Origin of the sequence: Yonghaparkia sp. Root332, assembly GCF_001425665.1 — a bacterium.
In the GTDB taxonomy this organism is placed as follows: domain Bacteria; phylum Actinomycetota; class Actinomycetes; order Actinomycetales; family Microbacteriaceae; genus Microcella.
Window position 1 is genome coordinate 126,234 of record NZ_LMCX01000001.1, and the last position, 23,049, is coordinate 149,282.

The window sequence follows — 23,049 nt, forward strand, 5'->3', positions numbered from 1 at the left end:
CCCGTCGTGCTGCGGACGCCGCGGCTCGTGCTGTCGACGCCGGTGGCCGCCGACGCCCCCGCCGTCTACGCGCACTGCCAGGACGCCGAGCTGCAGCGCTGGACGACCGTGCCCGTGCCCTACACGACCCAGGACGCGCGCTCGTTCGTCGAGGAGTTCGTGCCCGCCGGCTGGCGCGACGGCACGGAGGCGATCCTCGCGCTGCGCCCGGCCGGCGGCAGCGAGCTCATGGGCGTCGTCTCGTGGCAGCGGCGGCGCGGCCACGTCGGCTACTGGATGGGCGCCGAGCATCGCGGGCAGGGGTACCTGGCCGAGGCGCTGCGCGCCCTCGTGGAGTGGGTGCTCGGGCCCGAGCACGACGTCGACGCGCTGCGCTGGGAGTGCGTCGAGGGCAACCTCGGCTCAGCGCACGCCGCGCGGGCGGCCGGGTTCCGGTGGGCGGGCTCCGGGCCGTGCGACGTCGTCGACCGCGACGGTGCGCACCCGCCGGGCTGGCACGCCGAGCTGCGCCGCGAGGACCTCGGCACGGTGGAGGCTCTCGAGCGCTGGCCGGTGCTCGCGTGACGAGCGAGCCCCGGTCGAGCATCCGCGTCATGCTCTTCGATCTCGACGACTGCCTCATGGCGCACTCGCGCGCCGTCGCGATCGGGCTCGCGCGAGCGCGAGCGGAGACCGGCGGCGCGGTCGCGGCCGCCGACGACGCCGCCGAGCTGCGGCGCTGGCGCGACCTCGAGGAGCACCACTACGGCCGCTGGCTGACCGGCGAGATCGACTTCATCGAGCAGCGGCGCGAGCGGGCGCGCGCATTCCTCGCGCCGTTCGGCATCGTGCCGACGCCCGACGAGGCGCTCGCGTGGTTCGACCGGTACATGGTCGGCTACCGCGCGTCGTGGAGCCTCTTCGACGACGTGCTGCCCGCGCTCGGCGCGCTCGAGGAGGCCGTGCGGGGCATCCGCCTCGGGGTGATCACCAACGGCGACCTCGCCTTCCAGACCGAGAAGCTCGAGGCGATCGGGCTCGCCGACCGCATGGAGCACGTCATCGCGTCGGGCGAGGTCGGCGTCGCGAAGCCTGCGGCGGCGATCTTCGAGCTCGCCGCCTCGGCGTTCGGCGTGCCGGTGGCGTCGTGCGCGTACGTCGGTGACCGGCTGCGCACCGACGCGACGGGGGCGGATGCGGCCGGGATGCTCGGCCTCTGGCTCGAGCGGCCGCTCGAGACGCTCGGAGTCCCCGTGGAGGCGGGAATCGTGCCGCCCGGGGTCGTGCGCCTCACGTCGCTGCTCGACCTGCCCTCCGCCCTCGCCGCGATCTGAGGCCCGCTGACGTCCGCACGACGTCGCTGGCGGATGCAAGCCCCGGCGCCCGTGTGGTCGAGGCTCGCCGTGCACCGACTCCGGAGACCGCGCGGCGCGCATGACCACCGGTACCGGTCACTGCTGAGCGGCGGCACTTCTCCGGAGAACGTGCACGCCGGCGGGCGCCGCACGACTCGTGGCGCGGAGCACCGCCTCCACCACGGTGTCGATCCGCGACACGACGTGCGCGTAGTCGACGCGCACGACGATGTACCCGTGACGCGCCAGCTGGAGGTCGCGCCAGTAGTCGCGTTCCTGCTCGCCCTCGTGCCAGCGTCGGCCGTCGACCTCGACCACGACGCGACCCTCCACGAGAAGGTCGACTCGGCCCACCCCCGGGATGACGACCTGCACGTCCACCGCCAGGCCGACATCCCGAAGTGCGACGCGCACGAGGGACTCGATCCCTGACTCGCTTCTGCCGTCGAGATGGACGAGCTCAACGCAGAGTCGGTGCGGGGCATGCCGGACAAGGTCGTCGACCTCCGCATGCGTCACCACCCGTCGGTGGAGGGCGCTGTCGAGGACAGCGATCGCCCGTGGCCGCGAGAGGCATCGGAGAAGCTGGCGGATGGCGTCCGATGGCGAGGCGACAGCCACCGAGGGTGGAGCATCCAGCGGGACCCAGTGAAGAACGAGGTCGATCGGATCTCTCCCCGACCCGGCGGGTCGACGAAGGCGCGTCGCATCGGGGGCGACCTGCACATGGAGACCCGCGCCTGGCTGCTCGAAGCACCCGAGCAGCGCCAGCGCGGAAACGCAGGTGAGCCGACCGCCCACCACCGCCGCCTGCCGGGCTGGCGCGGGCATCCACCTGCTCACGTAGACGCCGCGGCGGGCCCGAAGGACAGTGCCGTCGGCGAGCGCCCGCCCCAGGGCCTGACGACTCACGCGATCCAGGAGCTCCTGCCTCGAGTAGGGACGACGTGGGTCCAGGGCAACCATCTGAGCACTGTCGCGGGCCGACCGCCAGGTCGTCGCGAAGCCGACGGGATCGGTGGAGACCCCGGCACCTGCGCGATGGTGGAGGAGTCTGTGTCACGACTCCGGAGAACCGTCGATGCGCGTGCTGGGCACAGGAGCACGGCGGCGCCCCGGCCCGAATCTCCGGAGAACGCACACGCACACGGGCACCCACGCGGCCACGGACACGGCCACGACCGCGCGAAGGACGCACCTGGCCGGCAGCGGCGGGCGAGCGGTGCAGGCCGCTCCCGCGTGCGGCGAACGCCGGCCGAGGCCCCACGCACGCGGAAGGGGCGGGGCGCCTGCGCGCGCCCCGCCCCTCGTGCGGCCCTACCACGGCCGCGGCGGCTCCGGAGAGCCGCACACCCGACCCGCTCGCGCGGGACGGACTGCTAGTTCACGTCGTCGTCGACCCAGTCGAACGTCTTCGTGACGGCCTTCTTCCAGTTGCGCATCTGGCGCTCGCGCTCGGAGTCGTCCATGTTGGGCGTCCAGCGCGAGTCCTCCTGCCAGTTGGCGCGCAGCTCGTCGAGCGAGCCCCACACGCCGACCGCGAGGCCCGCGGCGTAGGCGGCGCCGAGCGCGGTCGTCTCCGCGACGACCGGACGGACGACCGGCACGCCGAGGATGTCGGCCTGGAACTGCATGAGCGTGTTGTTCGCGATCATGCCGCCGTCGACCTTGAGCTCGGTCAGGTCGACGCCCGAGTCGGCGTTGACCGCATCCAGCACCTCGCGGGTCTGGAAGGCGGTCGCCTCGAGCACGGCGCGGGCGATGTGGCCCTTGTTGACGTAGCGGGTGAGTCCCACGAGCGCACCGCGGGCATCCGACCGCCAGTACGGGGCGAAGAGGCCCGAGAACGCCGGCACGAAGTAGGCGCCGCCGTTGTCGTCGACCGTCTTGGCGAGCGTCTCGATCTCGGGGGCGTCCTTGATGAGGCCGAGGTTGTCGCGCACCCACTGCACGAGCGAGCCCGTGACCGCGATCGCGCCCTCGAGCGCGTAGTGCGGCTTGGCGTCGCCGAGCTTGTAGCCGAGCGTCGTCAGCAGGCCGTTCTTCGAGTGGACGATCTCCTCACCGGTGTTGAAGATGAGGAAGTTGCCCGTGCCGTAGGTGTTCTTCGACTCGCCGGCGTCGAACGCCGCCTGACCGAACGTGGCGGCCTGCTGGTCGCCCAGGATGCCCGCCACGGGGACCTCGCGCAGCAGCGAGCTGCTGTGCACGGTGCCGTACACCTCGGAGGAGGAGCGGATCTCGGGGAGCATCGACGCCGGGACGTTGAACGCCTCGAGGATCGAGTGGTCCCACTGGAGGGTCTCGAGGTCCATGAACATCGTGCGCGAGGCGTTCGTGACGTCGGTCGCGTGCACGCCGCCGTCGGTGCCGCCGGTGAGGTTCCAGAGCACCCACGTGTCCGTCGTGCCGAACATCAGGTCGCCTCGGTCGGCGGCCTCGCGGGCGCCGTCGACGTTCTCCAGGATCCACACGATCTTCGTGCCGGAGAAGTAGGTCGCGAGCGGAAGGCCGACCTTCTGCTTGAACCGCTCGACGCCGCCGTCGGCCGCGAGGCGGTCGACGATGGGCTGCGTGCGGGTGTCCTGCCAGACGATGGCGTTGTAGACGGGCTTGCCGGTCGTGCGGTCCCACACGACCGCGGTCTCGCGCTGGTTGGTGATGCCGACGGCGGCGATGTCGTGACGCGTCAGGTTCGCCTTCGACAGCGCGGCGCCGATGACCTCGCGCGTGTTGCCCCAGATCTCCATCGGGTCGTGCTCGACCCAGCCGGCCTTGGGGAAGATCTGCTCGTGCTCGAGCTGACCGGTCGAGACGATCGAGCCCTTCTGGTCGAAGATGATCGCGCGGGTGCTGGTCGTGCCCTGGTCGATCGCGAGTACGTAGTTGGCCATGAGAGGTATAACTCCTTCGTTATCGGGTCCGGCGTGAGCCGGGGTTCATGAGGGGTGCCGCGTCGACCTAGAGGACGGGCAGGAACGGGATGGCCGCGAAACCGGCGAGCGCGCCGCCGATGAGCGGGCCGACGACCGGCACCCACGCGTACGACCAGTCGCTCGATCCCTTGCCCTTGATGGGCAGCACGGCGTGCGCGAGGCGCGGACCGAGGTCGCGGGCGGGGTTGATGGCGTAGCCCGTGGGGCCACCGAGCGAGGCGCCGATTCCGACGACGAGCAGCGCGACCGGCAGGGCTCCGAGGGCGGCGAGACCGGCGCCCGGTTCGGCGCGGCCGAAGCCGATGACGACGAAGACCAGCACGAAGGTGCCGACGATCTCGGTCACGAGGTTCCAGCCATAGCTGCGGATGGCGGGGCCGGTGGAGAACACCGCGAGCTTGGTGCCGGCGTCGGGCTCCTCATCGAAGTGCTTCTTGTAGGCGAGGAAGGCGAGCGTCGCGCCGATGAACGCGCCGATCAGCTGTCCGCCCATGTAGACGAGGATCGAGACGAGGTTGACGGGAACCCCCTGGCCGAACTCGGTCGCGCCGTTGGTGACCAGTCCGAGGGTGACGGCGGGGTTCAGGTGAGCGCCGGAGGCGTAGGAGACGGTCACACCGGCGAAGACCGCGAGGCCCCAGCCGAAGTTGATCATCAGGAAGCCGCCGCCGAAGCCCTTGTTCTTGATGAGCACGGCGTTGGCGACGACGCCGGCTCCGAGCAGGAGCAGCATGGCGGTGCCGACGACTTCCGAAAGGAAGACCACTGCGAGATTGTCCACGTTGACTTGTTCCTCTGTTCAGGGTTGTCTCCCCGACCTCGGTTCCGGTCGGGGAGGGTGCTCGACGGTCGGGACCATCGGGCGGTTCCGCTCCGGGCAGTGACGCTCGGGGCGGGGGCTGAGAGGGGATGCGCAGTCCCGGGGGTGATTCCTATGGGGTCAGGATGCTCTACCGAGCCTCCTGCGGATGATCGACTTCCACACCGTGGTGATCGGCCAGGTACTCGGCCGCCGCCGCACGCTCGGCGCGGCGCTGCGTCGCGTCCCACCCGAGCACGTCCCCGACGATCTCGGCGAGCTCGTCGAGCACGGCAGAGGTGACGGCGCCGGTGAACGCCATCGAGGTGCGGCGGAGGACGACGTCGACGAGCCGGACGACCTGCTCCGTCTCGACGAGGTGCTGCACCTCCAGGCGCGAGTAGGCGGGCGCGGAGTCGAGGGCGGAGTCCTCCCCGTCAGCGATCCGGGCGATGAGCGACTCGGCGCTCGTGCCGTACCGGTCCAGAAGGATCGCTGCGCGGTCGCGACCGATGACGGCGCCGTGCTTCTGGAGCCAGGCGGCCCGCTCGGCGTCGGTGGTCGGGTAGCCGACGGCGCCGCCGATGAGGCGCCCGTCGGTGCTCACGCTCCGCGAGCGGCGGAGCTTCTTCATGACCTCATCGGCGAGGTTCTCGCCGAGGGCGCGGAAGGTGGTCCACTTGCCTCCCACGAGGCTCAGGACGGGCACGCCGCCCCGCTCGCCGTGCTCGATGCGGTAGTCGCGCGAGATCTGACCGGTGGAATCGGCGTCCTGGCGCGGCAGCGGGCGGACTCCCGAGAAGCGGAACACGATCTGCGAGCGGTTGACCTCGATCGTCGGGAAGACGTGCTTGACGAGGTCGAAGAAGTAGTCGACCTCCTCGTCGGTGCAGCGGATGGGCTGAGAGATGTCGTGGGCGAGGTCGGTCGTCCCGACGAGCACGCGGCCCTTGAGCGGGTAGATGAGCACGATGCGGCCGTCGGTGAACTCGAAGAAGATCTCGCGCCCGTTGCAGGCCTCGAGCAGCTCCGGGTGATCGAGGACGATGTGCGAGCCCTTCGTGCCGCCCATGAACTGGGAGGGCTGGCCGAGCGCGTCGTTGGTGAGGTCCGTCCACGGGCCCGAGGCGTTGACGACGAGCTTCGCGGCGATCTCGAACTCCTCGCCGCTGACGACATCGCGCATGCGCACGGCGCCGCTCTCGCTCATCCCGATGGCTTCGACGTAGTTGGCGGCCCGAGCGTGCGCACCGGCGGCGAGTCCGTCGTTGAGGACGTCGAGGGCGAGTCGCTCCGGATCGTGCATCGAGGCGTCGTAGTACGTGGCCGTCCACTTCACGTCGTCGCGGAGCTTGGGCAGCTCGCGGCGCGAGGCGGCGGAGCCGCGGAACTGGTGGCGGGGGACACGACCGCCGTCGCGCGAGAACGTGTCGTAGATGGTGAGGCCGACCTTGATGATGAGCGCGCCGCGCTCCTTCTTCGCACCGCCCTTGATGCCGATGAACTTCAGCGGGGCGGAGAGCAGGCTCGAGAAGGTCGAGAAGATCGGGATGGTGGTGCGCAGCGGACGCACGTAGTGCGGCGCGAGGCGCAGGAGCGCGTTGCGCTCGTGCACCGACTCCTGCACGAGGCGGAACTCGCCGTTCTCGAGGTAGCGGATCCCGCCGTGCACCATGTGCGAGCTGGCGGCGGAGGCGCCCGCGACGTAATCGTCGCGCTCGACGAGGACGACGTCGACGCCGTTGAGCGCGAGATCGCGGAACGTCGCGATCCCGTTGATGCCGGCGCCGATGACGACGACGTCGGCGGAGGGGCGCTCGGTGAGCGCGCTCACGGTCGCGCGTGCGGGGGACGACTTCTGTGTCGGCATCGGTGGACTCTTCCTCGATCCAGCCGACGGCGGGTCGGCGGTGGAATAATCCTGTGACGGTCGCGAACGATCGACCAACTTGATTGCACAAACGTGCAGAGACGCGGAGGATCCGATGGCGACGACCGCGCAGCCCTCCGGACGGATGCGGGACGCCCTGCGGGCCGCCCATCTGTACTACATGCAGGACCTCACGATGGAGGCCATCGCCCGCGAGCTGAAGACCTCGAGATCCTCGGTCTCCCGCCTGATCTCCTACGCGAAGGAGACCGGACTCGTGGATATCCGGATCCGCTCGCCGTTCGAGCTCTCCACCCGCTGGGAGCAGGACATCGCGCGCCGTTTCGGCGTCTCGGCGCACGTGATCCCCGTCCCGAGCGGGTCGTCGGACGTCGATCGGCAGGACCGCGTGGCGCGCGGCGCTGCACGAATTCTCAACTCGTACTTCGACTCCAACATGTCGATGGGCGTCGCCTGGGGCTCGACGATGAGCGCGATCAGTCGGCACCTCGTGCCGAAGGAGACCCACAATTCCGACATCGTTCAGCTCAACGGGGCAGGGAACACCCACACGACCGGCATCGACTACGCGAGCGAGATCCTCCGGCGATTCGCCGAGTCGTACACCGCGCGCCTCCAGCAGTTCCCCGTCCCGGCCTTCTTCGACTCCTCGGCGACCCGCGAGCATCTGTGGAAGGAGCGCAGCATGCGTCGCGTGCTCGACATGCAGACGCACCTCGACATCGCGCTGTTCGGCGTCGGGTCACCGTTCGCGGACATCCCGAGCCACGTCTACATCGGCGGGTACCTCGACCCGGAGGACTACCAGACGCTGAGCGATCAGGGCGTCGTCGGCGATGTCGCGACGGTGTTCTTCCGCGCCGACGGCTCCACCGACGGGATCGAGCTCAACGCGCGCGCGACCGGACCGGACTTCGATGTCCTCCGGCGCATCCCCCGACGGGTGTGCGTCGTGTCGGGCGTCTCGAAGCTGCCCGGGCTCTCCGGGGCCCTCGCGGCGAACCTCATCACCGACCTGATCATCGACGAGGCCGGAGCCCGCGCGCTCATCGACTCCGCGGCGGGCTCGGTGCCGACGACGACGGGCGCCGTCACGGTCGTCGACATGACGTCGGATGACGCCGATCAGTTCCCAGGAGCCGTTCGGGAATAACCCAGGGCCGCCTGCGTTCAATACACTCGAACACGAAACGCACTTCGGGGTCGGTGAAAGTCCGAGCCGGCGGTCATAGTCCGCGACCCGTGGTCGAGCTCTCGGGCTCGGCACCGGTTGAGCTGGTGGAACTCCAGCACCGACGGTGAGAGTCCGGATGGGAGAAGTGCGGTGCACGGCTTTGCCGTGCGCCCGCGACCCCGGACTGCGCCCCGACTCACCGAAGGGCCCTCACGGGATGACCGCCATCGCCGCACCGATCGACGCCACGCGCGTCGAGGCCGCGATGCGCCGCGCGCTCGCTCTCGCCGAGCGGGGCCCGGCCGTCGGCGACAACCCCCAGGTCGGCTGCGTGCTGCTCGACGCCTCCGGCGCCATCGTCGCCGAGGGCTGGCACCGCGGCGCCGGAACCGCGCACGCGGAGGTCGACGCCCTCTCGAAGGTCGCCGACGCGCGCGGCCTCACCGCCGTGGTGACCCTCGAGCCCTGCAACCACACCGGCCGCACCGGCCCCTGCGCCCTCGCGCTCATCGATGCCGGCGTCGCACGCGTGATCTACGCCCTCGCCGACCCGAGCGAGCTCGCGAGCGGTGGGGCCGAGCGTCTGCGGGCCGCGGGCATCGTCACCGAGCGCGGCCCTCTCGCCGACGAGGCGGAGGAGCTCCTACGCCCCTGGCTCGCGAGCGCGCGCCTCGGGCGCCCCTTCGTCACCGTCAAGTGGGCGTCGACGCTCGACGGGCGCGCCGCCGCCGCCGACGGCACGAGCCAGTGGATCACCGGCGCCGCCGCCCGTCAGCGCGTTCACGAGCAGCGCGCCCGCCACGACGCGATCGCCGTCGGCACCGGCACCGTCCTCGCCGACGACCCGAGCCTCACGGCGCGCGGCGACGGCGGCGAACTGCTCGCGCACCAGCCGATCCCCGTCGTCTTCGGCGCAACGCCCGTTCCCGCGGATGCCGCCCTCCGCGATCACCCGGCCGGCCTCATCGAGGTGGGCCACCGCGATCTCGCCGCAGCGCTCCCCGATCTGCTGAGCCGCGGCATCCGCCGCCTCTACGTCGAGGGGGGCCCGACCCTCGCGAGCGCGTTCCTGCGCGCCGGGCTCGCCGACGAGGTGCTGGTCTACCTCGCGCCGATGCTGCTCGGCGGTCCGCGCACGGCCCTCGACGACCTGGGGGTCAGCACGATGGCGGAGGCCCATCGGCTGAGCATCCGCTCGATCGAGACCCTCGGGGACGACCTGCTCGTCACGTGCCGCCCCCTCCCCCGCGACTCCGCCCCCACCGCCCCGCACAGCTAGGACCCCGCAATGTTCACCGGAATCATCGAAGAGCTCGGCGAGATCGTCGACTGGCAGACGGACGGCGACGCCGGCCGCGTCACCGTGCGCGGTCCGCTCGCCGTGAGCGACGCGAAGCACGGCGACTCGATCAGCGTCAGCGGCGTGTGCCTCACCGTCGTCGAGCAGGGCCCCGACTGGTTCACCGCCGACGTCATGGGGCAGACGCTGCTCATGTCGAACCCCGCCCAGTGGGCCGCGGGCCGCACCGTCAACCTCGAGCGCGCCGCCGCCGTCGGCGACCGCCTCGGCGGGCACATCGTGCAGGGGCACATCGACGGCACCGCGGAGGTGATCGACGTGCGCGACGAGGGAACCTGGCGCGTGCTGCGCTTCTCCCTCGCACCGGAGCACGCCCCGCTCGTCGTCGACAAGGGCTCGATCGCCGTCGACGGCATCTCGCTCACGGTCAGCGCCGCGGGCGACGACTGGTTCGAGGTCTCGCTCATCCCCGAGACCCTCGAGCGCACGACCCTGGGGCGCCGCGTCGGCGGCGACCTCGTCAACATCGAGACCGACATCCTCGCTCGACACGTGGCGCGACTGGCGCGCCTCGACGGAAGGATCCCCGCATGAGCATCGGAACCATCCCCCAGGCGCTCGCCGCGCTGCGGCAGGGCCGGCCCATCCTCGTCGCTGACGACGAGAGCCGCGAGAACGAGGGCGACATCATCCTGTCCGCCGAGCTCGCGACGCAGGAGTGGGTCGCGTGGACCGTCAAGAACTCGAGCGGCTACCTGTGCGCCCCGATGACGAACGAGCTCGCCGACGCGCTCGAGCTGCCGCTCATGGTGGCCGACAGCGAGGACCCTCGCCGCACGGCCTACACCGTAAGCGTCGACTCCGCTGACCGCATCTCGACGGGCATCAGCGCCCGCGACCGCGCCCACACGCTGCGCGTGCTCGCCGACCGCGCGTCGACCCCCGCGAGCCTCATCCGGCCCGGTCACATCCTCCCGCTGCGCGCGGTGGATGGCGGCGTGCGCGAGCGCGCCGGCCACACCGAGGCGGCGGTCGAGCTCATGCGCCTCGCGGGCCTGCGCCCCGTCGCGGTCATCGGCGAGGTCGTCGCCGACGACGGAGAGATGATGCGCCTGCCCGAGCTCATCGAGTTCGGCCGTGCGGAGGACGTCGTCGTGATCACGATCGTCGACCTCATCGCCTACCTGAACTCGGGCGAGGAGTTCGCCGCGGGCGCCCCCGGTGCCCCCGCCGAGCAGCTCTCGAGCGTCTCGTTCGAGGTCGCCACGACCGTGCCGACGACGCACGGCCCGTTCTCGATGCGCGCCTACCGCGACCGCAAGACCGGCGCCGACCACGTCGCGATCGTGAGCGGGATGCCCCACGACGACATGATCGTGCGCGTCCACTCCGAGTGCCTGACCGGGGAGGCCTTCGGCTCGCTCAAGTGCGAGTGCGGGCCGCAGCTCGACGCCGCGCTCGACGTCATCCAGCGCCAAGGCGGTGCCGTGCTCTACATGCGCGGCCACGAGGGCCGCGGCATCGGCCTCATCAACAAGCTGCGCGCCTACCGCCTGCAGGAGGACGGCTACGACACCCTCGACGCCAACCTCGCGCTCGGCCTGCCCGCCGACAGCCGCGACTACCAGGCGGCGAGCGACATGCTGCGCGACCTCGGCGTCGGCCGCGTCCGCCTGCTGTCGAACAACCCGGAGAAGCAGCGCCAGCTGACCCAGTACGGCATCGAGGTCAGCTCGCTCGTCCCGCTGCTGGTGGGCGTCGGCGACGACAACCAGGGCTACCTGAGCGCCAAGCGCGACCGCATGGGCCACCGCCTTCCCGATAGCATCACGAGCGCACCCGTGTACGCGCAGATGGAAGGACGCACCGCATGAGCGGAGCCGGAAGCCCCCAGCTCGACGTCGACGGAACCGGCCTGACGGTCGCGATCGTCGCCGGCCAGTGGCACGCGGAGATCAGCGCGGGCCTCATCGCCGGCGCCCGACGCGTGCTCGAGGCCTCCGGGGCGACGGTCGTCGAGTACGCCGCTCCCGGCTCGTTCGAGCTCCCGGTCATCAGCAAGGCCGCGCTCGAGAACGGGGCGGATGCCGTTGTCGCCCTCGGCGTCATCATCCGCGGCGGCACCCCTCACTTCGAGTACGTGTCCGCGGCCGCGACCGACGGGCTGACGCGGGTCGCCCTCGACACGGGCAAGCCCGTGGGCTTCGGCGTGCTCACGCTGGACGACGAGAAGCAGGGCCTCGACCGCGCCGGCCTGCCCGGGTCGAAGGAGGACAAGGGCGCGGAGGCGGCCGAGGCCGCCCTCGCGACGGCGCAGGCGCTGCGGATCATCCGCGGCTGATCTCGCCCGGAATCGGCCCGGAGACGGGTCGGTTCTGGAAGCGTTTTCTTCTCCTGTCGAAGGGCCTCGTTCCACAGGGAACGGGGCCCTTCGGGGTGGAACGACCGGGTATCGCCATGGAACGACCGTGTCGAATTCTGAAGCTTCTGGAACCGTTTGCATGACCGCCGTCAACGGGTGATACTCCCCCTGCGAGGGGCCCAGCGCGACGACGATGTCGCCCTCCTTGCGGATGGAGAATCAATGCGAACTCGATCTGCACGATCCGCGACAGGGGCCATCGGCCTCGGGCTCGCGATCATCGCATCGCTGCTCGTCGCGCCGACCTCGGTGTCGACCGCGACCGCCGCGACCGCCACCGGCAATCCCGACTTCACCGCCAACGTCATGGCGCCGCTCGAGGTCACTGACTGGACCCAGTTCAGCAGTCAGCTCGCGACCGTCAAGTCGTACGGCGTCGACGCCGTCTCGGTCGACGTCTGGTGGGGCAAGGTCGAGGCCGCTGGCGACAACCAGTTCAACTGGAGCTACTACGACCAGGTCTTCTCGACCATCACGAGCCGCGGGCTCGACATCGTGCCGATCCTCTCGTTCCACCAGTGCGGCGGAAACGTGGGCGACACCTGCAACATCCCGCTCCCTGCGTGGCTCTGGGGCAAGTACACCGGTGCGGTCGTCAACGGCGTCACGCTCGACGCGAACGGCCTCAAGCACCGCAGCGAGCAGGGCAACGTCTCGAGCGAGACGGTGCAGGGCTGGGCCGACAGCGCCGTTCTGAACGAGTACCAGGCGTTCACGCAGTCGTTCGTGGCTCGGTACGGCACCAACTACGCGACCCGAATGCAGGAGATCAACGTCTCGCTCGGCCCGGCCGGCGAGCTCCGCTACCCCTCGTACAACAGTCATGACTCCGGCACGGGCTACCCGACGCGCGGCGCCCTGCAGGCCTACTCGCCGCTCGCGGTGAAGAGCTTCCAGCAGTGGGCGGTCGCGAAGTACGGCACGATCGCCGGCGTCAACGCCGCGTGGGGCTCGACCCTGACGGCGCAGACGCAGATCCAGCCGCCGAGCAACGCGGGCTTCTTCTTCTCGTCGGACGACTACCGCAGCACGACCTACGGCAAGGACTTCGTCGACTGGTACAACAAGAGCCTCGTCGACCATGGCGAGCGGATGCTCGATACCGTGCTCGCTGCCCTTGGCACGTCCTTCCCAGGCGCCGAGATCGGCTACAAGATTCCCGGAGTGCACTGGTCGATGACGGGCCCGACCCCGCGTGCGGCGGAGGTCGCGGCGGGACTCGTGCAGACGAGCGTCGACATGAACGCCGCCGGCACCGGCCGCGGGTACGCGACCATCGTCGGGCTCGCCAACCGCGTCGCCGACTCGGGCCGCGGCGTGATCCTGCACTTCACGTGCCTCGAATTCAACGATGAGAACTTCGCGCCGCAGTACTCGCAGGCGAAGACCCTCGTCGGCTGGATCGGCGCCGAGGCCGGCCGCCAGGGCGTGAAGATCAAGGGCGAGAACGCGCTCGCCGGCGGCATCACGTCGAACAACGGATGGGACAACGTCAACCAGGCGTTCGACAACTACCCCTACCTCGGCATGACCGTGCTGCGGGTCGGCGAGGTCGCCTCCGGCACGGGCCAGACGCGCTACGCCCAGTTCATCCAGAAGTACCGCCCCGCGGGCAGCGCCTGGACCTCGCTCTACGTGCGCGGCACGAACAACAGCTGGGGCCTGTCGACGCCGATGACCAAATCGGGCGACGTCTGGACGGCCTCCAACGTGTCGTTCGGCTCGGCCACCGGCCAGCGCTTCAAGTTCGACGTCAAGGGCGACTGGAGTCTGAACTACGGCGGCACCGGCCTGACCGGAACCGCTGTGCAGGGCGGCGGCGACATCGCGGTGAGCGCCAACACCACGTACACGATCACCTTCAACGAGAGGACGAAAGCGTACGCCGCGACCCCGAGCACCCCGCCGCCCCCGCCGCCGCCCACGTCGGGCGTCACGGTGCACTTCGCCGAGTGGCAGTCGGCGACGAGCTACTCGATCCACACCTGGAACGGGATCAGCGGCACCTTCCCGATGGCGTACGAGGGGTTCATCAACGGCCGCCACTGGTGGAAGGTGACGCTCGCGAACGCGCCGAGCTCGTTCGGCTTCACGTTCACCAACAGCAACGGCAACTGGGACAGCCCCGACCGCGCCTACACGGGCCAGGCGGGCACGATCTACGTGCTGCCGGGCAACGGCACGGTGTACACCGCGCGGCCGTAGTCGCAATACCGAAACGGACGGCGCCCGCACCCCGCGAGGGGGGCGGGCGCCGTTCGCATCCGTCGCCTGCCGCGCGAGCGGCGCTACTTCAGGAACAGCGCGCGCAGCCGGTTCGTCGTGAACACGATGCCGATCGCGATCATCACGAGGTAGTAGCCGACGTGCACGAGCATCATGCCGCTCAGGGCTCCGGTCGTGAGGCCGCGCACGAGCTCGACGCCGTGCCACAGCGGCAGCGCCTGGATGAGCCACTGGATCGGCTCCGGGTAGACCGTGATCGGGTAGAACGTCGCCGAGAACAGGAACATCGGCAGCATGATGAACGTCACCCACTCGATCTGCTGGAACGTCTTCATGTAGCTCGTGATCGCCATGCCCAGGCTCGCGAAGCCGAACGCGATGAGCAGCACCGCGGGCAGCGCGAGAAGGGCCGTCCACGCGAGGTTGAGCCCGAAGAGCTGCATGACGACCATGAAGCCGACCGCGTACATCGCGCCGCGCAGGAGGGCGAGGAGGATCTCGCCGAGCGCGACGTCGAGCGGGCCGAGGCTCGTCGTGAGCATGCCCTGGTAGAGCTTCGAGTAGTTGAGCTTGAAGAAGACGTTCCAGGTCGAGTCGTAGACGGCGCCGTTCATCGCCGAGACCGCGAGCAGCGCCGGGGCGATGAAGGCCGCGTACGGAACCTCCTGCCCCGTCGAGGTCTGCACCGTGCCGACGAGGGCGCCGAAGCCGATGCCGAGCGACAGCAGGTAGAACACCGGCTCGAAGAAGCCGCTGAGCACGACGAGGTAGTTCGTGCTGCGGGTCGCCAGAAGACCGCGGTGGATGACCGCACCGGTGTTGCCCGCATACAGGGCGCTGCGCTGCCGGGTGAGGGGCGCGCTCGTCGTCGGGGAGGCCGCGGTCACTTGTCGAGCCTCCTCGTGAAGTGGCGGCGCGTCGCCCACAGGCCGATCGCGAAGAGCGTCACGAGATAGCCGACGTGCGTCGCGGTGAGCCACGCGGGCTCCTCCATGCCGTACGTCAGCACGCGGCCGAGCTCGGTGCCGTGCCAGAGCGGCGAGATCCAGCCGATCGGCTGCAGGAAGGGCGGGAGCTGCTCGAGCGGGAAGAACGTGCCCGAGAAGAGGAACAGCGGCGTGATGCCGAAGCGCTGCAGCATCGCCATCTGGCCGCGGTCCTCCTGGATCGTGGAGGTGTAGCTCGAGATCGCCGCGCCGATCGCGAGACCCGTCGCGGCGGCCGCGAGGATCGCGAGCCAGCCGAGCGGCGAGGTGATCGCGCCGAAGAGGGCGATGACGCCGCAGTAGATCGCCACCGTGACGACCGTGCGCAGCGCGATGTGGATGAACATGCCGTTGACGATCTGCGCGCCCGTGATCGGCGAGGCGTTCATGCCGAAGAAGATCGGGTTCCACTTGAAGCCGAGCAGGATCGGGTAGCTCGTCTCGTTCGCCGTGACCGTCATCGCCGCCGACGCCATGAGAGCGGGCGCCACGAACTGCAGGTAGCTCACGCCGCCCACGCCCTGCGGCACGAGGCTCGCGAGCCCGACGCCGAGCGCGAAGAGGTAGATGAGCGGGTTGCCGACGCTCTGGAAGATCGCGTCGCCGGCGTAGCCCTTCATCGCGCGGATGCGGTGCTCGGCGATGTACCACGAGCCGAAGCGACGAGGGGCGGCGCCGGCGGCGAGCGCGCGCCGGGCATCCTCTCGATCGGGAGTGCGGGAGGTGTCGGTGGTCGTCATTCGATCAGGCTCCGGCCGGTGAGGCGGAGGAAGACGTCCTCGAGGCTCGAGCGACGCACGAGCGAGGTGATCGGCTCGAGGCCGAGGTGCGTGATGCGCTCGAGCTCGGCCTCGCCGTTGGCGCTGTAGACGAGGATGCGGTCGGGCAGCACCTCGAGGCGCTCGCCGATGCCCTTCAGCTTCTCGGCCGCCTCGGCGTTCTTGTCGCTGCCGAAGCGCACCTCGAGCACCTCGCGGCTCGAGTACTCGCGGATGAGCGCGGCGGGCGAGCCCTCGGCCATGATGCGGCCCTTGTCGACGACGACGAGGCGGTCGCAGAGCTGCTCGGCCTCGTCCATGTAGTGGGTCGTGAGCACGAGGGTCGTGCCCTGCTCCTTGAGGCGGAACAGGCGGTCCCAGAGGATGTGGCGGGCCTGCGGGTCGAGACCCGTGGTCGGCTCGTCGAGCAGCAGGATGCGCGGCTCGTTGATGAGCGCGCGGGCGATCGTGAGGCGGCGCTTCATGCCGCCGGAGAGGTCGTCGACCTTGGCCTTCGTGCGGTCGGCCAGCTGCGCGAACTCGAGCAGGGCATCCGCCCGCTCGGCGATCACGGAGCGCGGCAGACCGAAGTAGCGGCCGTAGACCAGGAGGTTGTCGCGGACGCGGAGCTCCTGGTCGAGGTTGTCCTGCTGCGGGACGACGCCGAGCTGCGAGCGGATGTCGGGGCCGTGGTCGTTCGGGTCGAGGCCGAGGATCTCGAGGTCGCCGGCGGTGCGCGTGGAGACCGCGCCGACCATGCGCATCGTCGTCGACTTGCCGGCGCCGTTCGGGCCGAGGAGGCCGAAGGACTCGCCGGGCGCGACCTCGAAGTCGATGCCGTCGACGGCGGTGAAGTCGCCGTACTTCTTGGTCAGGTTCCGGGCGGTGATGACGGGCTGCGGCACGAGAGTCGAGCATAGCCCCGGTGTGCGACACCCGCTCGGCGGCGGCCACGGCGCGCGCGAAGGCGCACTCGGCCAGGATGGAGCCATGAGCTCGACCTCCGCCTCCGCTCGCCCCCGCCGAGGATCCGCCCGCGATCGCGACGCCGACGCCGGCCCGCGCGCGACCTTCGGCCAGCTGCTGCCCTACCTGCTCGAGCACCGCACCGTGCTGTCGTGGGTCATCGTCATCAGCATCCTCGGCGCGATCGCCTCGCTCGCCCAGCCGCTGCTCGTCAGCCAGGTCATCACGCGCGTGGAGGCCGGTCAGGCGCTCGGCCCGCTCGTCGCCGGACTCGTCGCCCTCGTCATCGCCGCCGCTCTGCTCAGCGGCTTCGGCCACTACCTCCTGCAGCGCACCGGCGAGGGGGTCGTGCTGTCGAGCCGCCGCACCCTCGTGCGACGGATGCTGCACCTGCCGATCGCGCAGTTCGACGAGCGGCGGACGGGCGACCTCGTGAGCCGCGTCGGCAGCGACACGACGCTCCTGCGCGCCGTCCTGACCCAGGGCCTCGTCGAGGCGATCGGCGGCAGCCTCACCTTCGTCGGCGCGATCATCGCGATGGCCGTCATCGACCCGACCCTGCTCGGGCTCACCCTCCTCGTCGTGGCCGTGTCGGTCGTCACGGTCGTGCTGCTCTCGCGGCGCATCCGCGTCGCCTCGCGCAAGGCGCAGGAGAAGGTCGGCGACCTCGCCGCCGCGGTCGAACGGGCGATCTCCTCCGTGCGCACCGTGCGCGCCGCGAACGCGACCGACCGCGAGATCGCGGCCGTCGAGAAGGATGCCCGGGGCGCGTGGGAGCAGGGGATCCGCGTCGCGCGCATCTCGGCCCTCGTCGTCCCCCTCTCGTCGATCGCGCTGCAGGTGTCCTTCCTCGTCGTCCTCGGCGTCGGCGGCTTCCGGGTCGCGACGGGCGCGATCGAGATCGGCGACCTCGTCGCGTTCATCCTCTTCCTCTTCCTTCTCATCGGGCCGCTCGGCCAGGCGTTCGGCGCGATCACCTCCGTGAACTCGGCGCTCGGCGCGCTCGGGCGGATCCAGGAGATCATCGCGCTGCCGAGCGAGGCCGAGGGCGACGTCGGCGTCGTGCCCGAGCCGGACGAGCCGACCGATGCCGCCGTGTCGTTCCACGACGTGCACTTCTCCTACCCCGAGCGCGCGCACCGCACGGAGGCCGAGAAGGCGGCCGCGGAGGCCGAGGCGGCGAGCGTGGCGCGCGGGGCGGGCGCGGGAGCGGGAGCCGGCGCCGACGCTCGCGGGGATGCCGACGGCTCCCGCGAGGCGCGGGTCCTCCGCGGCATCTCGTTCGCGGTGCCGCGCGGCGCGCGGGTCGCGCTCGTCGGCCCGAGCGGCGCCGGCAAGTCGACGGTGCTCGCGCTGATCGAGCGCTTCTACGACCCGACCACGGGGGTCATCCGCATGGACGGCGTCGACATCCGCGCGCTCGACCGGACCGAGCTGCGGAGCCGCATCGGCTACGTCGAGCAGGACGCCCCCGTGCTCGCCGGCACCCTGCGCGACAACCTGCTGCTCGCCACGCCCGGGGCGAGCGACGAGCAGTGCGTCGCGGTGCTGCGGTCGGTCAACCTCGGCGAGGTCCTCGACCGCTCACCCCTGGGTCTCGAGGCGCCCGTGGGGGAGGACGGCGTCATGCTGTCGGGCGGCGAGCGGCAGAGGCTCGCGATCGCGCGCGCGCTGCTCGCGGCGCCGCCGATCCTGCTCCTTGACGAGTCGACATCCTCTCTCGACGGCCGCAACGAGCAGCTCATGCGCGAGGCGATCGACGCGGTCGCGGAGGACCGCACGCTCATCGTGATCGCGCACCGGCTGTCGACGGTCGTCGACAGCGACGTCATCGTCGTGCTCGACCACGGGCGCGTCGTCGGTACCGGCTCGCACAGCGAGCTCGTGCGCGACGTGCCGCTCTACCGCGACCTCGCGAAGCACCAGCTGCTCGTGTAGCGCGGGCGGCGAGATCGCAGCGGACGGTGCGCGGTCAGGATGCCGCGGGCGCGACCTCTCCGCCGGCGCCGACGATCTCGGCCAGCGCCGCCGCGCTCGGGCCCGGCGCCACCCCCGCCACGAGGTCGCTCAGGACCCGCACGCTGCGGCCCGCGGCGAGGGCGTCGAGCGCCGAGGCCCGCACGCAGTGGTCGGTCGCGATGCCGACGACGTCGACCGCGTCGATGCCGAGCTCGTCGAGGGCGGCGACGAGCGGGCGACCGTCATCGGTCGTCCCCTCGAAGATCGAGTACGCCGGCACTCCCTGGCCCTTGAGCACGTGCAGGTCGATGAGCGCGACGTCGATGGCCGGGTGGTAGTCGGCGCCGGGCGAGCCGGCCACGCAGTGGACCGGCCACGTCGTCACGAAGTCGGGAGCGGCATCCGTCGCGAAGTGCCCGCCGTTGTCGTTCGCGGCGTCGTGCCAGTCGCGCGAGGCGACCACGAGCGCGTAGTCACCGGCGTGGGCGCGCAGGTGCGCGGTGATCGCCGCGGCCGCGGCCGCGCCGCCGTCGACCCCGAGCGCGCCGCCCTCGGTGAAGTCGTTCTGCACGTCGATGATGAGCAGGGCGCGGGGCATGGCATCTCCGTGTATCAGGCCGGGCGCGGTGCGCCCGGGCGCGTCAGGTGTTGGTGAGGTTGTCGCCGCAGCGGTAGGCGCCCGCCGTGAGCGAGTCGAGCGCGGCGCGCGCCGAGCCCTGCACGTTGCCGATCGCGGAGAACGCGAAGGTGAGCACTGTGCCGTCGGCGGCGGTGATGATGCCGCTGAGCGAGTAGGCGGTGTTGATCCAGCCGGTCTTCGCCGCCACGCTCCCCCGGGCGATCGCCGCGTCGCCGGCGAAGCGGCTCGCGAGCGACCCCGAGCGCCCCGCGACGGGCAGCCCCGCGGTCAGCACGGGCAGATCTCCGCCGCCGGCGGCGATGACGTCGAAGAGGCGTGCGTAGTACAGGGGCGAGACGGCGTTCAGGTGGCTGAGCCCCGAGCCGTCGCGGATCACCATGCCGGGGTCGAGGGTCACGCCGTAGGGCTGCAGCGCGGCGGCGAACGCCTGCGTGAGCGACGCGGCCGAGCCATCGAAGCCCGACTCCTTCGACACGACGCGCGCGAGCATCTCGGCGAGCGTGTTGTCGCTGTTCATGAGCATCTTCTCGATGAGCCGGCTCACCGGCTGCGACCGGACCACGGCGAGCTCGGCGCCTCCGCTCGAGACCCCCATGGCCACCGCGGGACGGCCCCCCGAGTTGCCCGCCGCGCCGAGGGCGAGCGCGAAGGCCTCGCCGGCGCGCGTGATCGGGTCGGTCGAACGCGGGCTCGTGTCGAGAGCGGGGTTCTGCCGATCGCCGTCGACCTGGAGCGCCGTGACCTCGGAGTGGTAGCCGATCGCCTGCTCGCTGCGCTCCCACGACGAGTCCCACTTGTCCGCCGGGTTCCAGTAGGTGGCGTCGAGCAGCACCTCGGTGATCGCGGGCGCCTCGGGGTTCGCGGCGGCGTAGGCCGCCACGGTCTGCGCGGCGAGGTCGGCGAGCTTGGGGGCCCCGCGGTAGACGCTCTCCTGACCGGGGGCGAGGGCGCTCAGCGTGGCGTCCCCGCCGCCGACGAGCACGACCTGCCCGGGTCCGGCGCCCTGCTCGACCCGCGTCGAGAGCTGGTAGCCGGGGCCGAGGACGCGCAGTGCGGCCGCCGCGGTGAGCACCTTGAGCACGCTCCCGTGGCGGGCCGGCGTGGAGGCGGCGCGGTCGAAGAGCACCTCGCCCGTCTCGGCGTTGACGACGGCGCCGACGAAGTCGCCGAGTCGGCCGTCGGAGGCGAGGCCGGCGATCGAGCACGTGCGCACCCGCGTCGGGGCGGTCGCGATCGAGGGCCCGGCGCGCGTCGGCTCGGGCTCGGGCGTCGGCTCGGCGCTCGTCTCGGCCGGCTCCGGCTCGACGTCGGGCTCGGCGACGGCAGCCGCCGCGGCCTGCTGGCCGACCGCGACCCCCGCGGCGACGGCGCCGGCTCCGAGGACGGAGAAGGCGGTGGCGATCGCCGCGATCGCGAGCGCGCGCGGGTGGCGCCTCCGTCGGGCCGCGAGGCCCGCGCCGCGGGGCGGCGCACCGGCGACGGGCGTCTCTCGGGCATCCGGGGCTGTCACCCGGCCATGATAGTCGCGGCCGATCAGGCGTCGTCGTCGGGCGCGTACCGCACGCCGATCTGGCGGCGGACCTCGTCGAGGACCCCCATGATCGCGACCGTCTCCTCGATCGGGAGGCTCGTGGGCTCGGCGCCGGCGACGCGCGCCTCGAGCTCGGCGGCCTGGAACTGCATGCCGCGCTGCGCGACGACCGGGGCGATGCGCTCGACGACCTCGCCGCGCTCGTCGAAGAGCGTCGCGACGGTCGGCGCGTAGAACGTGCGCTCGATCTCGAGGTAGCCGCGCGTGCCGATCACGGCGGCGCGGTTCGGGCCGGCGGTGTCGAGCGCGGTGTGCAGGACGGCCTGCCGGCCGTCGGCGTAGTCGAGGATCATCGCCGTCTGCCGGTCGACGCCCGTCGCGGTGAGGGCGGCGTGGGCGCGGATGCCCTGCGGGAGCCCGAGAACGTCGACCGCGAACGACACCGGGTAGATGCCGAGGTCGAGCAGCGCGCCACCGCCCAGCTCCGGGTTCTGCAGCCGGTGCGCGGGGTCCAGCGGGAGCGACTGCGTGTGGTCGGCGAGCACCGTGCGCACCTCGCCGAGGGCGCCGGAGCGCACGAGCTCGCGCACGCGGATCATGTGCGGCAGGAACCGCGTCCACATCGCCTCCATGACGACGACGCCGGCCTCGGCGGCGGCGTCGGCGACGCGGCGCGCATCCCGCTGGGTGAGGGTGAACGCCTTCTCGACCAGGACGTGCTTGCCGGCGGCGATCGCGAGCAGGGCCGACTCGGCGTGGTGCGAGTGCGGGGTCGCGACGTAGACGATCTCGACGGCGGGGTCGGCGACGAGCTCCTCGTACGACCCGTGCGCGGTCGGGATGCCGTGCTCGGCCGCGAAGGACCGTGCGGCCTCGAGGCGGCGGGATCCGACCGCGGCCACGGTGAACCCCTCGGCGATCAGGTCGCGCGCGAACGCGTGCGCGATGCCGCCCGTCGCGAGAATGCCCCAGCCCGGTCGCGCCATCGTCGTCCTGCCCTCCGCCCGCGGTCGAGCGCCGGCGGATTCGGCTGCGGCGAGCAGGGCGAGGGCGCGGGGGCGCGGCGCACCGGGGCCGCGGTCGCGGGCGAGGTCGGCGCGCTGGGTGGCCGGCACGCCGCCATGGGTCATCGCGAAGAGGATGCAGACGCCCGCGGTGCTGCCGGTGTAGGTCGGCTTGTAGAGCGAGGTGCGGTGCCCGGAGGAGTCCCACCACTTCTGGGCGACCGTGGAGCCGGTGTTGTTCGAACCGCCGGCGAGGTTGCCGTCGCAGCCGACGCTCGGCACGCCGTCGCTGCGGACGGAGCCCATGTGGCCCCAGGCACTCATCGGGTCGGTCGACGGGTCCTCCGCCATCCAGAACAGGCGGTCCTCCATGCAGGAGTCGTAGCGGATGTTCGCCATCGGGACGGGAGGCAGGCAGTTGGCCACGCGGATCTCGTTGTAGCGCTGGGCGAACTGCGCGAGGTCGGCGGAGGTGGTGCCGGCGACGCCGCCCTTCGAGGTGCGGCTCGGAGCTCCCGCGGTGCTGCCGCCGGGCATCCCGGCGCAGGCCGGGGTCGTGACGGTCGGCGACGGGCTCGGAGCGGGCGCCGCGGGTGCGGGCGCCGGCCCGGAGGGCTTCGGCTGGATGGCGGTCGAGCCGGTGCCCGAGGCCGCGGCGGTGCCGCTCGGCGCGGACGAGGTCGCCGACGGTGCGGGAGCGGGCTTCGCGGTCGCGGGCTTCGGAGCGGTGCGCGTCGGCGCGCTCGGGGCCGAGGCCTCCACCGTGGCGGGCGCGGCCTCCGCCGTCGGCGACGGCGACGGCGAGGCGCTCGGCTCGACCGCGGGCGCGGCGTCGCCGGCGCTCGCAGCGGAGTAGGTCGCGCGCTGGCGCGGGTCGAGGAAGCCGCTGCCGTCGACGACGGAATCGGGCTCCACGACGGTGATGGCCGAGGCGCCGGCGGTGAGCGTACGAGCGCTCAGGACGTCGGTGACGTCGAGGCTCCCGCCCACCACGGGCGCGAGCAGGATGGCGCTCGTCGCGAGCGCGGTCCCCACAAAGATTGAACGCAGCATGTCAGGTTCCCCCCGAAACCTTGAGATGTATCCGTCAGCCCCCCGGCTGACATCTCCGACGGTACGACCC

Annotated in this window: 19 protein-coding genes and 1 riboswitch; of the genes, 9 read left to right on the forward strand and 10 right to left on the reverse strand. The window is 71.6% G+C overall.

The genetic code is table 11. From position 1 onward, the window contains the following. Positions 1-6: 6 nt before the first annotated feature. Both ASC54_RS00575 and ASC54_RS00580 read left to right on the forward strand, forming a co-directional pair. Entirely contained in the window at positions 7-564 is a 558-nt protein-coding gene (locus ASC54_RS00575; protein WP_055896013.1) for a GNAT family N-acetyltransferase, read from the forward strand. After that, positions 561-1,313 (forward strand): HAD family hydrolase, encoded by a 753-nt coding sequence (locus ASC54_RS00580; protein ID WP_055858593.1) that lies wholly within the window; start codon positions 561-563, stop codon positions 1,311-1,313. The genes ASC54_RS00575 and ASC54_RS00580 overlap by 4 nt, the downstream gene beginning before the upstream one ends. Positions 1,314-1,430: 117 nt before the next feature. Here ASC54_RS00580 and ASC54_RS12940 read toward each other — a convergent pair whose 3' ends face one another. The 4 genes from ASC54_RS12940 to ASC54_RS00600 form a co-directional block, all read right to left on the reverse strand. Further along, positions 1,431-1,748 (reverse strand): endonuclease domain-containing protein, encoded by a 318-nt coding sequence (locus tag ASC54_RS12940; RefSeq protein ID WP_162242479.1) that lies wholly within the window; start codon positions 1,746-1,748, stop codon positions 1,431-1,433. 965 nt (positions 1,749-2,713) lie between these two features. Beyond that, the gene (gene glpK / locus ASC54_RS00590; RefSeq protein ID WP_055858590.1) at positions 2,714-4,228 is read right to left on the reverse strand and encodes a glycerol kinase GlpK; all 1,515 of its coding nucleotides are present in this window, start codon (positions 4,226-4,228) and stop codon (positions 2,714-2,716) included. A gap of 67 nt (positions 4,229-4,295) precedes the next feature. Then, positions 4,296-5,051, reverse strand: coding sequence for an MIP/aquaporin family protein (locus tag ASC54_RS00595; protein ID WP_082514757.1), 756 nt, complete (start codon positions 5,049-5,051; stop codon positions 4,296-4,298). Positions 5,052-5,220: 169 nt separating this feature from the next. Next, positions 5,221-6,939 carry a glycerol-3-phosphate dehydrogenase/oxidase gene (locus ASC54_RS00600; protein WP_055896016.1) on the reverse strand — a complete coding sequence of 573 codons (1,719 nt, stop codon included), beginning with the start codon at positions 6,937-6,939 and terminating at the stop codon, positions 5,221-5,223. A 115-nt stretch (positions 6,940-7,054) separates the two neighbouring features. Here ASC54_RS00600 and ASC54_RS00605 point away from each other — a divergent pair, with 115 nt between their 5' ends. The 6 genes from ASC54_RS00605 (at position 7,055) to ASC54_RS00630 (ending at position 14,061) form a co-directional block, all read left to right on the forward strand. Then, complete coding sequence (locus ASC54_RS00605) at positions 7,055-8,113, forward strand: sugar-binding transcriptional regulator (protein ID WP_082514758.1); 1,059 nt, start codon at positions 7,055-7,057, stop codon at positions 8,111-8,113. 36 nt (positions 8,114-8,149) lie between these two features. Then, a riboswitch (FMN riboswitch) is annotated at positions 8,150-8,286 on the forward strand. A gap of 65 nt (positions 8,287-8,351) precedes the next feature. Next, positions 8,352-9,413: a bifunctional diaminohydroxyphosphoribosylaminopyrimidine deaminase/5-amino-6-(5-phosphoribosylamino)uracil reductase RibD gene (gene ribD / locus ASC54_RS00610; RefSeq protein WP_055858586.1), complete on the forward strand. Its 1,062-nt coding sequence runs from the start codon at positions 8,352-8,354 to the stop codon at positions 9,411-9,413. 9 nt (positions 9,414-9,422) lie between these two features. Beyond that, complete coding sequence (locus ASC54_RS00615; protein WP_055896018.1) at positions 9,423-10,028, forward strand: riboflavin synthase; 606 nt, start codon at positions 9,423-9,425, stop codon at positions 10,026-10,028. Next, complete coding sequence (ribB, locus tag ASC54_RS00620; protein ID WP_055896021.1) at positions 10,025-11,308, forward strand: 3,4-dihydroxy-2-butanone-4-phosphate synthase; 1,284 nt, start codon at positions 10,025-10,027, stop codon at positions 11,306-11,308. The genes ASC54_RS00615 and ribB overlap by 4 nt, the downstream gene beginning before the upstream one ends. Then, positions 11,305-11,775: a 6,7-dimethyl-8-ribityllumazine synthase gene (ribH, locus tag ASC54_RS00625; RefSeq protein WP_055896024.1), complete on the forward strand. Its 471-nt coding sequence runs from the start codon at positions 11,305-11,307 to the stop codon at positions 11,773-11,775. The genes ribB and ribH overlap by 4 nt, the downstream gene beginning before the upstream one ends. Positions 11,776-12,018: 243 nt before the next feature. Further along, positions 12,019-14,061: a family 14 glycosylhydrolase gene (locus ASC54_RS00630; RefSeq protein WP_055896025.1), complete on the forward strand. Its 2,043-nt coding sequence runs from the start codon at positions 12,019-12,021 to the stop codon at positions 14,059-14,061. Positions 14,062-14,144: 83 nt separating this feature from the next. Here ASC54_RS00630 and ASC54_RS00635 read toward each other — a convergent pair whose 3' ends face one another. Genes ASC54_RS00635 through ASC54_RS00645 form a run of 3 tightly spaced genes read right to left on the reverse strand, consistent with a single transcriptional unit; the run spans position 14,145 to position 16,731 of the window. Then, the gene (locus ASC54_RS00635) at positions 14,145-14,969 is read right to left on the reverse strand and encodes an ABC transporter permease (protein WP_055896028.1); all 825 of its coding nucleotides are present in this window, start codon (positions 14,967-14,969) and stop codon (positions 14,145-14,147) included. Then, a complete protein-coding gene (locus ASC54_RS00640; protein WP_055896030.1) occupies positions 14,966-15,808 on the reverse strand; it encodes an ABC transporter permease in 843 nt (280 codons plus the stop codon). Before ASC54_RS00640 ends, ASC54_RS00635 begins: the two co-directional genes overlap by 4 nt. Beyond that, a complete protein-coding gene (locus tag ASC54_RS00645; RefSeq protein ID WP_055858569.1) occupies positions 15,805-16,731 on the reverse strand; it encodes an ABC transporter ATP-binding protein in 927 nt (308 codons plus the stop codon). The genes ASC54_RS00640 and ASC54_RS00645 overlap by 4 nt, the downstream gene beginning before the upstream one ends. Positions 16,732-16,816: 85 nt before the next feature. Between ASC54_RS00645 and ASC54_RS00650 the strand changes: the two genes are divergently transcribed. Beyond that, positions 16,817-18,730, forward strand: coding sequence for an ABC transporter ATP-binding protein (locus ASC54_RS00650; protein WP_055896032.1), 1,914 nt, complete (start codon positions 16,817-16,819; stop codon positions 18,728-18,730). Between the two features lie 34 nt (positions 18,731-18,764). Here ASC54_RS00650 and ASC54_RS00655 read toward each other — a convergent pair whose 3' ends face one another. The 3 genes from ASC54_RS00655 to ASC54_RS12515 are packed head-to-tail and all read right to left on the reverse strand — an operon-like array spanning position 18,765 to position 22,979. Continuing rightward, positions 18,765-19,349, reverse strand: coding sequence for an isochorismatase family protein (locus tag ASC54_RS00655; protein ID WP_055858562.1), 585 nt, complete (start codon positions 19,347-19,349; stop codon positions 18,765-18,767). A 43-nt stretch (positions 19,350-19,392) separates the two neighbouring features. Next, positions 19,393-20,901 carry a D-alanyl-D-alanine carboxypeptidase/D-alanyl-D-alanine-endopeptidase gene (locus tag ASC54_RS00660; RefSeq protein ID WP_055896034.1) on the reverse strand — a complete coding sequence of 503 codons (1,509 nt, stop codon included), beginning with the start codon at positions 20,899-20,901 and terminating at the stop codon, positions 19,393-19,395. 23 nt (positions 20,902-20,924) lie between these two features. Continuing rightward, positions 20,925-22,979, reverse strand: a complete 2,055-nt coding sequence (locus ASC54_RS12515; protein ID WP_156376685.1) for a Gfo/Idh/MocA family oxidoreductase — start codon at positions 22,977-22,979, stop codon at positions 20,925-20,927. Positions 22,980-23,049 lie beyond the last annotated feature (70 nt).